The sequence below is a fragment of the Paenibacillus uliginis N3/975 genome (assembly GCF_900177425.1).
In the GTDB taxonomy this organism is placed as follows: domain Bacteria; phylum Bacillota; class Bacilli; order Paenibacillales; family Paenibacillaceae; genus Paenibacillus_AQ; species Paenibacillus_AQ uliginis.
On sequence record NZ_LT840184.1, the window covers coordinates 210,075 to 224,236 of the forward strand.

9 protein-coding genes are annotated in these 14,162 nt (G+C 50.1%); 7 read left to right on the forward strand and 2 right to left on the reverse strand.

Annotated features, from left to right (window positions below; genetic code table 11):
- Positions 1 to 4: 4 nt before the first annotated feature.
- The 7 genes from ade to B9N86_RS01000 all read left to right on the forward strand — a co-directional run bounded on the left by ade (position 5) and on the right by B9N86_RS01000 (position 10,815).
- Positions 5 to 1,810 (forward strand): adenine deaminase, encoded by a 1,806-nt coding sequence (gene ade / locus B9N86_RS00970; RefSeq protein WP_208917354.1) that lies wholly within the window; start codon positions 5 to 7, stop codon positions 1,808 to 1,810.
- A 240-nt stretch (positions 1,811 to 2,050) separates the two neighbouring features.
- Positions 2,051 to 3,454: a cytochrome ubiquinol oxidase subunit I gene (locus tag B9N86_RS00975; protein ID WP_208917356.1), complete on the forward strand. Its 1,404-nt coding sequence runs from the start codon at positions 2,051 to 2,053 to the stop codon at positions 3,452 to 3,454.
- Positions 3,444 to 4,457, forward strand: a complete 1,014-nt coding sequence (gene cydB, locus B9N86_RS00980; RefSeq protein ID WP_208917358.1) for a cytochrome d ubiquinol oxidase subunit II — start codon at positions 3,444 to 3,446, stop codon at positions 4,455 to 4,457. The genes B9N86_RS00975 and cydB overlap by 11 nt, the downstream gene beginning before the upstream one ends.
- Entirely contained in the window at positions 4,457 to 6,208 is a 1,752-nt protein-coding gene (gene cydD / locus B9N86_RS00985) for a thiol reductant ABC exporter subunit CydD (protein ID WP_208917360.1), read from the forward strand. Before cydB ends, cydD begins: the two co-directional genes overlap by 1 nt.
- On the forward strand, positions 6,205 to 7,974 hold the full coding sequence (cydC, locus tag B9N86_RS00990) for a thiol reductant ABC exporter subunit CydC (RefSeq protein ID WP_208917361.1): 1,770 nt from the start codon (positions 6,205 to 6,207) through the stop codon (positions 7,972 to 7,974). Before cydD ends, cydC begins: the two co-directional genes overlap by 4 nt.
- 225 nt (positions 7,975 to 8,199) lie before the next feature.
- Positions 8,200 to 9,588: a class II fumarate hydratase gene (fumC, locus tag B9N86_RS00995; protein ID WP_208917362.1), complete on the forward strand. Its 1,389-nt coding sequence runs from the start codon at positions 8,200 to 8,202 to the stop codon at positions 9,586 to 9,588.
- A gap of 168 nt (positions 9,589 to 9,756) precedes the next feature.
- Positions 9,757 to 10,815: a hypothetical protein gene (locus B9N86_RS01000; RefSeq protein ID WP_208917363.1), complete on the forward strand. Its 1,059-nt coding sequence runs from the start codon at positions 9,757 to 9,759 to the stop codon at positions 10,813 to 10,815.
- Positions 10,816 to 10,982: 167 nt separating this feature from the next.
- On the opposite strand, the gene B9N86_RS01005 is transcribed toward B9N86_RS01000, so the two are convergent.
- Both B9N86_RS01005 and B9N86_RS01010 read right to left on the reverse strand, forming a co-directional pair.
- Complete coding sequence (locus B9N86_RS01005; protein WP_208917364.1) at positions 10,983 to 12,572, reverse strand: PTS sugar transporter; 1,590 nt, start codon at positions 12,570 to 12,572, stop codon at positions 10,983 to 10,985.
- Between the two features lie 169 nt (positions 12,573 to 12,741).
- On the reverse strand, positions 12,742 to 14,088 hold the full coding sequence (locus B9N86_RS01010) for a hemolysin family protein (protein WP_208917365.1): 1,347 nt from the start codon (positions 14,086 to 14,088) through the stop codon (positions 12,742 to 12,744).
- Positions 14,089 to 14,162: the final 74 nt, after the last annotated feature.

Genomic DNA, 14,162 nt, shown 5'->3' on the forward strand with positions numbered 1-14,162 from the left:
ATATATGAGTTCACAAAAGAGACAGAAGCGTTATGAGGTCAGCTACCGGCTTGGACAAATCGCAATGGGACAGGCAGCAGCGGAAACTGTGATCAAGGACGGCACACTCGTTAACGTGTTTACTGGAGAGCTTCAGGAGCATGTCGATGTTGCCATGGCCTTTGGAAGAATTGCTTATATCGGACAAGCTGATCATACAATCGGTGAGAATACGAATGTGATTCAGGCGAACGGGCGATACATTGCACCAGGTCTGCTGGACGGACATATGCATGTGGAAAGCACGATGCTGACGGTAACCGAATTCGCCAAAGCAGCGATGGCTAAAGGCACAACTTCCATCTTTATGGATCCGCATGAGATTGCGAATGTATTCGGTTCAGAAGGCGTACACTGGATGCATGAAGAAGGGCAACAGCTTCCACTTAAAGTATTTACAACTTTTCCTTCTTGTGTGCCAGCTACAACGGACCTAGAAGACGCTGGCGCGGCACTTGGCGTAGCCGATATTGAAGCGGGACTACAGTGGCCGGGTGTGGAAGGCCTCGGCGAGGTAATGAACTTCCCGGGCGTCGTTTATGGTGACCCCACCATGTGCGGAGAAATTGAGGCAACCTTAAAGGCAGGCAAAACCGTTACCGGTCATTTTCCTTCCGAGGATGAGCGTATGCTGCAGGCTTATATCGCTTCAGGTGTCAGCTCTTGCCACGAAACGGTTACTAGGGAGCAGGCGCTGCAGAAGGTCCGACTCGGTATGCATCTGATGATCCGTGAAGGTTCCGCATGGCATGATGTTAAGGAAGTTATCAAAGTAGTAACGGAAGATAACGTGTGTACCGATAACATGTCCCTTGTGACAGACGACGTCTATCCGATGACACTGCTGAATCTTGGTCATCTGAACCATGTTGTACGCCGGGCGATTGAGGAAGGCGTTGATCCGGTTAAGGCCATTCAGATGGGCACGATCAATGTGGCTCGGTACTTCGGTATGGAGCAGGAAATTGGCAGCATCGCACCTGGTAAAGCGGCGGATATTTTGCTTATCGATGATCTGAAGCAAATGGTGCCTTCGCTTGTTATTGCTGATGGTGAAGTGGTGGCGGAATCCGGAAAGATCGTAAAAGAATTCCCGGTTTATGAATATCCAGCGGAAGCCCGCAGCTCGGTACGGCTGCAGCGTGCTCTAACCGCCGATGATTTCCTGCTGCGCAGCAAAGGAAATGCCCCACAGACACAGGTAAACGTGGTGCGTGTTATTGAGAACAGTGCCCGAACCGCCAAAATGACGGCGACCCTCCCAGTGATAGAGGGCATTATCCAGCCAGATTTGGCACAGGATGTCATCCAGATGGCTTGCATTGAGCGCCACAAGGGAACAGGGCAGATATCCCTCGGCTTTGCGAGCGGATTTCAGTTAAAATCAGGTGCAGTCGCCTCCACGGTGGCACATGACAGCCACAACCTGCTTGTTATGGGGACGAGCCCTGAGGACATGGCGTTTGCTGCCAATGAGCTTGCCGCCTGCGGCGGGGGCATGATCGTGGTACGGGACGGCGAGGTGCTAGCCAAGGTGGCGATGCCGGTGGCAGGTCTGATGGCGGATCGTCCGCTGGAGACGGTAGCTGCTGAAGTGGTGTCAATGGAGGAAGCGTGGAAGGAACTGGGTTGCCCGATGAATGCGCCGTTTATGACCTTCTCGTTGATCGCACTGCCGGTTATACCGGATATTCGGATCACGAACCGGGGACTGGCTGATGTGACCGAGTTCAAGTTGATTGAAACCGAAATTGGGCCATCCACGGTTTAAAAAAAACGAAATGATTGAGACACTTATCATTGCAAAAAACAGGGTGACCAACCATGGTTCACCCTGTTTTTTTCGTATTTTTATTGAGAACGTGATTTTCGTCACAAATTTATAACTATTTAACCCCTTCCAGGCACTTTAATGTGATAAATATCACAATTCTTCCGTTCGTCGTCTGAGAAAATAATAAAAGATAAATTTTAAAGCTTTATTACGTGAACCAAAAGGAAGGGGTATTTTATGGATCCGGTTATGCTCGCACGTATCCAGTTCGCTTCGACAACCATTTTTCACTTCATCTTTGTTCCGCTGTCCATCGGCTTGGCATTTCTGATTGCCATTATGGAGACGATGTATGTCGTCAAGGGCAACGAAGTATACAAGAAGATGGCAAAATTCTGGGGTAAACTGTTTCTCATTAACTTTGCTGTAGGGGTCGTTACCGGTATTTTGCAGGAATTTCAGTTCGGTATGAACTGGTCGGATTACTCCCGATTTGTCGGGGATGTGTTCGGAGCGCCGCTTGCGATTGAAGCGTTGCTCGCATTTTTCCTGGAGTCCACGTTTATCGGACTGTGGATTTTCGGATGGGACCGCTTGTCCAAGAAGGTTCACCTTCTTTGTATTTGGCTCGTGTCCTTCGGTACAGCAATGTCGGCTTTCTGGATTTTGGCCGCCAACTCGTTCATGCAGCGTCCTGTTGGATTTGAGATGAACAATGGACGCGCCGAGATGAATGATTTCTTCGCTCTGATCACGAATGGTCAGCTGTTGGTTGAGTTCCCGCATACGGTATTCGGGGCATTGGCCACAGGCGCATTTCTCGTTACGGGGATCAGCGCATACAAGCTGATGAAGAAGAAGGATATCGATTTCTTTAAAAAATCGTTTAACATTGCTATCATTATTGCTCTGATCTCCTCCGTGCTCGTTGCTCTCTTCGGTCACCAGCAAGCACAATATCTGGTGGATACACAGCCTATGAAAATGGCTGCAGCCGAGAGTCTGTGGGAAACGAGTGATGATCCGGCTCCATGGACGGTTTTTGCCGGGATTGATCCGGATAATCAGAAAAATACGATGGAATTGAAAATTCCTTATATGCTCAGCTTCTTGTCCTATAGTAAATTTTCCGGTGAAGTTATCGGAATGAAAGAACTGCAGGCACAGTATGAGGAGCAGTATGGACCTGGTGACTACATTCCACCAGTCCGGACTACATTCTGGAGTTTCCGTATCATGGTCGCTGCAGGCTCTATTATGATTTTGCTCGGTTTGTACGGCACATGGTTGACAATGCGCAAGAAAGTAGAAAAGGCAGGGAAATGGTTCCTGAGAGTATTACTGTTCAGCATATCACTGCCGTTTATCGCCAACACGGCGGGATGGATTATGACAGAAATCGGGCGTCAGCCTTGGACTGTATTTGGATTGATTCAGACGAAGGACAGCATCTCGCCAAACGTAGGCGCAGGTTCCATTCTGTTCTCACTCATTGCATTCAGTACGATTTATGCTGTGCTGGCTGCGGTAATGGCTTATCTGTTCGTTAAAGTTATCAAGAAAGGGCCATATGCGGTGGAGGAAGACGATCACAACGCAGCTGACCCGTTCAATAAGGGGGGAATCGGCAATGTCTCTTAGTGAGCTGTGGTTTGTACTGGTTGCCGTTCTGTTTATCGGGTTCTTCTTCCTGGAAGGCTTCGACTTTGGTGTAGGTATGTCAACACAATTCTTGGCCAAAAATGATACTCAGCGCCGGGTGCTTATCAACTCTATTGGCCCGTTCTGGGATGCAAATGAGGTGTGGCTGATTACGGCAGGCGGAGCGATGTTCGCGGCCTTCCCGAACTGGTATGCTACGCTGTTCAGCGGATTTTACCTTCCGTTCGTCGTTCTCCTGCTAGCCTTGATCGCCCGTGGGGTCGCATTTGAATTCCGTGGCAAGGTCGGGGATGCACGCTGGAAAAAGGTTTGGGATGGTGCCATCTTCACAGGAAGCATCCTCCCTCCATTCCTCTTCGGTGTAGTGTTCGCCTGCCTAATCCAGGGATTGCCGATTGACGAATCGATGCAGCTTCACGCTGGATTCTTTGATGTAGTCAATCTGTATACGGTTGTAGGCGGAATCACGGTAGTTATGCTATGCTTGCTGCATGGACTCATGTTTACGACACTCCGCACCATAGGAGATTTGCAGGAGCGTGCCCGGGTTATGGCCCGGCGCCTGTTGTTCCCGGTTGCAGCGCTGCTTGCGCTATTCGGAATTATGACGTATTTCATGACAGACGTGTTCAAAGTTCGGGGCGGCATATTGTCAGCCGTACTGGTGCTTGGTGTTATTGCATTCCTGGCAGCCGGTTATTTTATGAAAACCAAGAAAGACAGCTGGGCGTTCGGTATGACTGGGGCGGTCATCGTCCTGTCGGTTATGTCCGTGTTCATCGGATTGTTCCCGCGTGTCATGATCAGCTCGATTAACAGTGCGTTTGATCTAACGATCCAAAACGCCGCCTCAGGGCAATACTCCCTTAAGGTGATGACGATTGTGGCGGTTACACTGCTGCCGTTCGTATTAGGTTATCAAATTTGGAGCTACTACGTTTTCCATAAACGGGTACATGAGAAGGAGCATTTAGAGTACTGATGGGTAAAGATCTGCTGGGATACAAAGGAGTCAAGACGGTATTTCTCGTCGTCGCCGTATGTACCCTGGCACAAAGCATGGCCATCATATTGCAGGCAAAATGGTTGGCGGAGGTTATCTCCGCCCTATTTGCCGGATCCTCTCTGCAGGAACAGTACAGTAAAATGGTATTGTTCCTGCTTGCTTTTCTGGCACGCCACGCCATTGGGCTGCTGCAGCAGGGCATAGCGCAGCGGTTTGCCGAGGAGACGGGCACGGACCTGAGAAAGCAGCTGATGGATAAGCTGTTCCATATGGGCCCGAGATTTGTCCGGTCCGAGGGAACAGGCAATGTGGTCACGCTTGTGCTGGAGGGCATCGCCAAATTCCGCAAATATGCGGAATTAACCATACCGCGGATGATGGGGATGGCTTTTACTCCTGCGTTGGTATGGTTGTATGTGTTTTATATAGATCGTATTTCGGCTGTGATCTTGCTCGTAACGATGCCGATTCTGATCATATTTCTAATTTTGGTTGGCTTGGCAGCACGGAAGCAGACGGAACGCCAGCTGCATACGTACCGGATGCTGTCCAACCATTTCGTGGATTCCCTTCGCGGTCTGGAAACACTGAAGTTTCTGGGGCAGAGCAGGAGGCACAGCGAGAGCATCGGAGAGGTGAGCGAGAGCTACCGTAAGGCAACGATGCGCACGCTTCGTGTCGCGTTTCTGTCATCTTTTGCACTCGACTTCTTTACCATGTTGTCCGTCGCCGTTGTGGCGGTCAACCTGGGCTTGCGTCTGATCAACGGCGGTCTGGAGCTGCTGCCGGCTCTGACCATTCTTATTCTAGCACCGGAATATTTCCTGCCAGTACGTATGGTGGGAGCGGATTTCCACGCTACCCTGGACGGCAAGCAGGCAGGTGAGGCCATCCAGGAGATGATTAAGGATGAGCCGAATAGCAGTCCGGTGAATGGGCAGACAAGTGGAGACAGCAATGCACCTGAGCCTGTGTTGAATTGGAAGGACAGTAGCGAGTTGGAACTGTCCGGTATCAGCATGCGGCATGATGAGAATGGTCCTGCATCTCTAGAGGGTGTAAGCTTCCGGTTGAAAGGCAGAGGCCGGATCGGCATCGTGGGTGAAAGTGGTGCAGGTAAATCCACACTGATCGACATTTTGGGGGGATTCCTTGCACCAACCAGCGGCGAAGTTATGCTGGATGGGGTGAAGCTGCAGAATACAGCTTCTGAGGCATGGAGAAAGAACGTGACTTACATTCCGCAGCATCCGTATCTGTTCGGCGCCTCACTTGCCGATAATGTCAAATTTTACGCTCCCGACGCTTCGCGGACTGAGGTGGAGCGAGCGGTGGAGGCGGCTGGGCTGACCGCTGTGGCAGCATCTCTGCCGAACGGCTTGGACGAATTGATTGGCGGCGGAGGTCGGAGTTTAAGCGGAGGACAGGCGCAGCGGGTCGCGATGGCGAGAGCATTTTTGAGCCAGCGTCCTGTCCTGCTGCTGGATGAGCCGACGGCTCATCTTGATATCGAGACCGAATATGAGCTGAAAGAGACGCTGGTATCCCTGTTTCAAGATAAATGGGTGTTTCTTGCAACACATCGCTTGCACTGGATGACGGAAATGGATTACATTCTGGTGATGGATCAGGGACGACTGGCCGAGGCGGGTACACATGAACAGTTAATGGCACGTAAAGGTGTATATTACGGCCTCATCACATCGCAAATGGAGGGAGTGCTTTGAAGCAGGAACAGTGGTTTCGTCCGTATGTCACAGCCTATTTCTGGCGTTTTCTGCTCATTGTGATCCTGGGTGTGCTGACTATACTGTCCGCGTCGATGCTCATGTTTACCTCGGGCTATCTCATCTCAAAGTCGGCGCTTCGGCCCGAGAACATTCTGATGGTGTATGTGCCGGTCGTCGGTGTGCGCACCTTCGGGATCAGCCGGGCGGTTATGCACTATGTGGAGCGATTGGTAGGGCATGATACCATTCTCCGCATCTTATCCAAAATGCGTGTCCGGCTGTATCAGCTGCTGGAACCGCAGGCGCTTCGTTTTTCCTCACGCTTTAAGACGGGCGATCTGCTAGGCGTGCTTGCCGATGATATTGAATACCTGCAGGATGTGTATATTCGCACGGTATTCCCTGCTATTGTGGCTTTGGTGCTGTATGGCGGTACAATCATCGCTATCGGCACATTTGATCCGTGGTTTGCACTCTTGATGGCGGCGTATGTGTTCCTGCTCGTCTTTGTGCTTCCGATCGTGTCGCTGCTGTTTACCAAGCGTAAGAACCGGGAGATTAAGAATGAGCGTGCTGCTCTGTACCAAAAGCTGACTGACGCGGTGCTCGGTATGGGCGAGTGGTTCATTAGCGGCCGGCAGAAAGATTTCCTTACAGGATATGAACAAGACGAAGCCAGCGTTGACCGCACAGACCGGTCATTGAAGCGCTGGGGACGATTTCGCGGCTTTATCAGCCAGTGTGTGGTGGCAGCAATCGTATTGTCCATGGTGTATTGGTCGGGACAACAATATGCGGATGGCCACATAGATGTTACGCTCATTGCGGCGTTTGTGCTCGTTGTATTTCCACTTATGGATGCTTTCCTTCCAATCTCGGAAGCGGTCGAACGGATTCCGCAGTATGAGCAGTCCATAAACCGGCTGAATGGGATCAAGGAAGAAGTGCCTGATCACCTGCAAGGCGCAGGAAGTCAAGCTGGTATGACAAGGGATGAAGCAGCGGCTATCGCCCTTAACGGTGTTCACGTAAAGGTTGAAGATGTCTTCTTTGACTACGGAGAGCAGCGGTCCGGTGATCGGCCTACGGTAGGTGGACTTTCGCTGGACATTCCGCAAGGGGCGAAGATAGCTGTGATCGGACGCTCCGGAGCCGGCAAATCGACGCTGCTGAATTTGATCCAAGGAGTGCTCTCTCCAGTAGAGGGGCGCATTACGATGAATGGTACCGATGCTTATCAGTTTGGTGATGGTATGGCATCCGTAGTGTCTGTGCTGAACCAAAGTCCGCATCTGTTCGATACGACACTGGCGAACAATCTCCGGCTTGGCCGGATGAATGCGTCTGATGAAGACCTTCAGGATGCGGTTCGGAGAGCTCGGTTGAGTGACCTCGTGGACTCCTTGCCAGAGGGCTTTGAGACCCGGATGCAGGAAACCGGGCAGCGTTTCTCCGGCGGAGAACGGCAGCGTGTGGCGCTTGCCCGTATTTTACTGCAGGACACACCGGTTGTCATACTTGACGAACCGACCGTAGGGCTCGATCCGAAGACGGAGCGCGAGCTGCTGTCCACCATGTTCGCAAGTCTGAAGGGTAAGTCGCTGATCTGGGTGACACATCACCTGGTTGGTGTGGAGCAGATGGATGAAATTGTGTTTATGGAAGAGGGCTGCATCGTCATGCGTGGCACACATGCTGAATTGATGAAGCGTTATCCGCGCTATCGCCATTTGTATGAACTGGACCGTCCAGTTCAGCTGTAAACAAGTACAGTTGGCTTTAGCGGCGGAAGAATGAGGGCTGGGATGGCCAGAGGAAACTCTGGTTGATCCGAGCTCTTTTTTGTTTTAATCCCATGCCCTTTGGTGCTTCGGTACGTATTAGACTCATTCGACGTCCAACATTTTCCTTTCAACTGCTAATTATGCGATAATAAGACGATATGGAATATAAAGCCTTTTAGATACATGCAGAGGAGGACAATGAAAATGGATTACCGTATTGAAAAAGATACCCTGGGCGAGATCAAGGTGCCTGCGGATAAGCTATGGGCAGCTCAAACCCAGCGCAGTTTCGAAAATTTCCGAATCGGCACGGAACGGATGCCGATGGAGATTATCCGGGCCTTCGCCATTCTGAAGAAGAGTGCAGCTATTGCCAATGCTAAGCTTGGTAAGATGGATTGGGATAAAGCGGATGCCATTGCAGCAGCGGCGGATGAGATTTTGGCCGGGGAGCAGGATGAACATTTTCCGCTTGTCGTCTGGCAGACAGGCAGCGGCACCCAGTCCAACATGAATGTGAACGAAGTGATCGCAAGCCGTGGCAACCAGTTTCTGCAGGAAAAGGGGATAGCGCAATCCATCCACCCGAATGATGATGTCAATAAATCACAAAGCTCGAACGACACCTTTCCGACAGCCATGCATATGGCCGCATTGATTGCAGTGGAGGAGCAAGTTCTCCCCGCTCTACAGCGGCTGAAGCATACGTTAGCGGTGAAGAGTGATGAATATAAGGATTTGATCAAAATCGGCCGCACCCATCTTCAAGATGCGACTCCACTGACGCTGGGACAGGAAATCAGCGGTTGGCACCGGATGATGGAGAAGTGTGAGCTTATGATTGCTATGGCAATGGAGCCGCTGCGGGAGTTGGCAATCGGAGGTACAGCCGTCGGAACCGGAATTAACGCTCATCCGAGTTTCGGCGAAATGACAGCAACGGAGATTAGTGCCGAAACCGGCAAAAGCTTTTCTACTGCAAGTAACAAGTTCCATGCGTTGACAAGTCACGATGAGCTGGTGTTTGCGCACGGGGCGTTAAAGGCATTGGCCGCCGATCTGATGAAGATTGCGAACGATGTGCGCTGGCTGGCGAGCGGTCCCCGCTCAGGCATAGGCGAGCTGACCATTCCGGCGAACGAGCCGGGAAGCTCTATTATGCCGGGTAAAGTAAACCCGACCCAGAGCGAAGCGCTGACGATGGTCGTCTGTCAGGTGATGGGCAATGATGCGGCCATCGGCTTTGCAGCAAGCCAGGGCAATTTTGAGCTGAATGTGTTCAAACCGGTGATCATCTATAACTTCTTGCAGTCGGCACGACTGCTGGGGGACGCGATGGATTCGTTCGATCGGAATTGTGCGGTAGGGATTGAGGCTAACCTGGACGTGATCCGTGGCAACATGGAGCGTTCCCTTATGCTTGTCACCGCATTGAATCCTCACATCGGTTACGAGAATGCAGCGGCCATTGCCAAGAAGGCTCACAAGGAAGGTTTGACACTACGGGAGGCGGCACTTGAGAGCGGTTTGCTCTCTGGTGAGGATTTTGACCGGATTGTCCGTCCTGAAGAAATGATCCGGCCGAAAGAGTAAACCGGATTCTCCATACCGGAAAGGGTAATGTAAGCAGCAATATCCTATCGAGAGCCCAATTCACTACGGTGAAAATGGGTTCTTTGTTTGTCTGGGGACCACTGGTATAATAAGGTTTGGAAAATGGAACATGATTTTTTAAGTTCTAAATAAAGGAAGGATGCTAAATTGAAAAAACATCAGTGGGTTGCTACGTTTCTCTCTTTGATCTGCACCGGTCTTGGTATGTTCTATATCGGTACACCGGGTATGATTGTGGGCGGTATAATTCTTATGGCACTGCAGGGTGCCTCACTCTTTATTTTTTTTATGACGTTGGGATTTTTAGGACTAATCGTGGCTCCCGTGGCATTGGGAGTGCATATCGTTGGACTCATTATAACTGTGGTCTACTTTAATTACAGAACACCCAAGGATCCGTTTAAAGCTCAGAAGAGGCAGCGGCAGTTCTCCTCTCCATGGAAAATTGCGGTGCGTACGGTGATCGGTGCAGCTCTTTTTGTAGGGGCTATTTATGGCGGATACACTACGGGGTCGGAACCTTTCACCAAGAGTGGTGCGGAGAAACGGGTAGTTCAGGAGGCGGCCGAGAGCTATCTGAAGCAGAAATACAATGAATCATTTAAGGTAACGGATGTGAGATATACCTGGGCGACCGGCACTTATTATTTGAGGGCACATCCAGAGCAAAATCCTGAGCTGGTATTCCGGCTGGAGAGCAATGACGACAATCCTCCAGAAATATCGAATGAGAATTACTTGAATGAGTTGTGGGCGCTTCAGCTCAAGGAAATCCTGACACCTTTGGCTGATGAGTTATATCCACAGACTGCATTCCTAAGTACATGGGTGAACGTCGGTCATAACCAAACAGTTGAAAGAAACTATAGAAATCTAAATAGTGAGAATGGAGCAGCGGTCGGCAGCCAGCACGTTAGCCTGACTGTATTTGCGGATCTTACCGCAGATAACCTCTTAACGGAGCAGGAACGTGTGATGGAGTTGGTTCAGCGAATGCCGGAAGTGATGGTGGAAGGTAAGACGGGTATTCAAATTGATTATTATCCTTCTGAACTGAACACCCCTGGCAACGTGAAGAAGATTAATAAAGGTACCTTTGATGAAGGTTTTAATGGTGGCAAGCAGACTCACATCTTCAGGGTCGATGATATTTCGGAAATTACATCCGCCAATGACATTGAGATCAGAGATCTTAGTAAGGATTAGGTTTTTAAAGAAGACAGGAAATATTCCAAGCGTCTCATAACAGACAAAGGGGGTTCCCAGGTCAAAGGACCTTTTGGGGAACCCCTCTTTTTATTGCAGTCAAGCTAGGTTTGATTGCGGCGCGGGGGGATATTGCGTATCAGTGTCCTGACTCTGAACCACAAGGGCTACATGCTTATGGTCTGTTTAGAGTCGCGGTATAGCGACATTTTATTGACTAAGAACGTAATCAGGAATGAACAGAGTAGGCTGGCCGCCATAGAGATCAGAAAGCCAACCGTATTGTTCGAGGTTACTGGCCCGAGGAAGGAAGGGACATAGGCGGTTCCTCTCACTTCGAACATGCCAACTAGTAGACCGCCGAGACCGGCGGAAGCAATGGCTCCGACAAACACCAGCTTGTTCGAGAACATAAATGGATAGGCAGCTTCGACAAAGGTGCCGAAACCCATATTGATCGCGAAACCTGGGGCCGCAACAGCGGCTTCTCCCTTGTCGCGCGGAGCGATGATGTTGGCTAATGTTATACCTGCGGAAACCATCACGAGGCCTACCATATCGACGGCTCCAAGAAAGCTGTTGCTTGTCCGTTCCATCTCCAACAGCACGATTGGCAGAATGGCAGCATGATAGACACCGCCGATAATAGCAGGCCAGATCAGAATACCTGCGATCAGACCAGCGAAGGCCGGACTCCAGGAGACAAGCGTCTCTATCAGGTAACGGATCGATTCCCCTGCAGCCAGGGCAACAGGAGCAATCAGGAAATAAACGAACAAGCCGGCAATGAGTCCGGATACTCCCCCGGCCACAATGTTGACGGTAGTAGCAGGGAATCGCCATTCCACACACTTGCGGAATACATAGTGAACGATCAGACCGGCACCGATACCGCCGATCATGCCCCCAATGATGCCTCCCTCAACGGAGAGAACGCCCGCAACAATACCGGCGACAATGGAAACCTCATCAAGTTCTGAAATCTGCTTCGCGGCAATGACCGCAATGATAACCGGCAGTGCTTTAATCATCAGGTCAAATACAGCCGTAAGTTGGGACAGACCGGGGATTTTACTGGCCGCGAGTATCAATGCCATTCCGATAAAGCCAGGCAGCGAGGCCATCATGATTCCGCGGATATTGATTCGTTTCCAAGGCGAGGTGCCGGAAGCGGTACTGTCAGCAGATACAGCCGCGCCGCCAATGACCGGACGATAAGGCATCCTCCAATGCTTGCAGAGTGACGTGACAAACGCGACGGCACGGGTACGGTTCGTCGTGCCAGTCGTACCGGATGCAGAAATGACCTGTACGCCCTTGGATTGAAGCATGGCCATCGAGGTGCCCCCGGTTCCCGTGACCGGCACCTTGTGCCGTGCGGCTGCTTCAAATGCACGACGGTTGGTGTTCTCAGGATCGGCACTCATGACGATTATGCCTTCGATTTCACCGAGATCGATCTGTTCGGCGATTTCCTGGTCCAGCCGCTGAGCTGCCTGATTCACCTCTTTAAGAGTGCCCTCGGCAATGATGACGGGTGCTCTCTTAGAGATATTCCAGCTGTAAAGTGCGGCTCCTGTTGTATCTTTGGCTGAATCCATAGAAGTCTGTGCAGCGATAAACTGCAGCGCTATACACGTCAGCCCGGCGCTCTCCATTTGCAGTAATATTTCATCCAGCAGCTTTTGAGGTTCTTTTCCCCCCAGGTTATATAGGTTCCCCCCGCTGCTTCCAATAATTGCGATTTGTCGGTGCATTTCTATCGGCCTCCTATATCATCTGACCATAATATACTATATTACATTAGAGTTGCACTCTATTAAAGTATAAAAATATAAAGTTTTCATATTTTTATACCATTCAAAAAACGATGCCCTGTAGAGAAGGCTTCCTCTACAGGGCATCGTTATGTCTATTAGATTGTGCTTATTTTCCAATCTCTTCAGCAACAGCAGCTTCGGCTTCCTGCTGTTCCGCTGTTTCTTTGAGAATTTGCAGCTTGGTATACCGGTGTGTTTTCTTCTCGAGAACCGTAAAGGTCAAGTCACGGTAGGTCCAGCTGTCACCTTTGACGAGCTCGGAGTTATGACCGTACAGCCATCCGCCGATCGTGTCGAGCTCATCTGTGTTCAGATCGCAGAGCAGCAGATCATTTACACGATTGATGGATACCTTTCCGTCTACGATAAGACGGTTCGGTTCCGGTTGAACCAGATCGCGTTCTTCATCGTCATCGAATTCATCGCGGATCTCTCCGACGATTTCCTCCAAAATGTCCTCAATCGTAATCATACCGGAGGTACCGCCATATTCATCAATCAAGACGGCCATATGCGTACCTTCCTGCTGCATTTTCTTTAGCAGTTTCTTGATCGGAATGGCTTCCGATACAGTCATGGCCGGGTGAATAAGTTTGGAAAGATCGATATTGGAATTGTCATCGAACTCCAAGAAGAACTGCTTCGTGTTCACCATGCCGACAACCTGATCCTTATCCCCGCGAACAACCGGGAATCGGGTATATTGTTCTCTTTTAATAATCTGCAGGTTAGCTGCAAGAGGTTTATCTACATAAAGACATACCATATCGGTACGAGGCACCATAATTTCTTTAGCTAGCAAATCGTCAAAGGCAAAGATGTTGCTAACATAGCCATATTCGCTTTGGTTGATCTTACCGCTCTCATAGCTTTCACTAAGGATCATCCGCAGTTCCTCTTCCGAGTGGGCTTCCTCATGCTCACTGGCCGGGTGAAGGCCGAAAATACGGACGAGGCCGTTCGCGGATCCGTTCAAAAGCCAGATGAACGGATACATGATGCGGTAAAACCATATGATAGGTTTGGCTGTCATGAGTGTGACTTGCTCGGCTTTTTGGATAGCCCATGTTTTAGGAGCAAGCTCACCAATAACGACGTGAATATATGTCATAAAGATAAACGCAAACAAGAATGACATGGCTCCTGAGAGCTCGACAGGCAGTCCAAGTGCGTCAAATATCGGGTGGAATATGGCCTCAAACGTGCTTTCGCCCAAATAACCGAGGCCGAGAGCTGTAATGGTAATACCCAGCTGACAGGCAGATAAATATCCGTCAAGATTGGTAATCACTTTTTTTGCAGCCAGGGAGTTTTTGCGTCCCTCAAGCACGAGTTGGTCGATTCGGCTGGTACGAATTTTTACAATAGCAAATTCCGTCATAACGAAAAACGCTGTAAAAGCAATAAGAAGTGCTACTAAAAATAAATTGAAGCCTATACTACTACCATCCAATCAAAACACATCCTTTTCTTTTCTGGTCCGAATTTGTTTTCAATAGCTTACTACAAAGCAAGATGCAAATATGC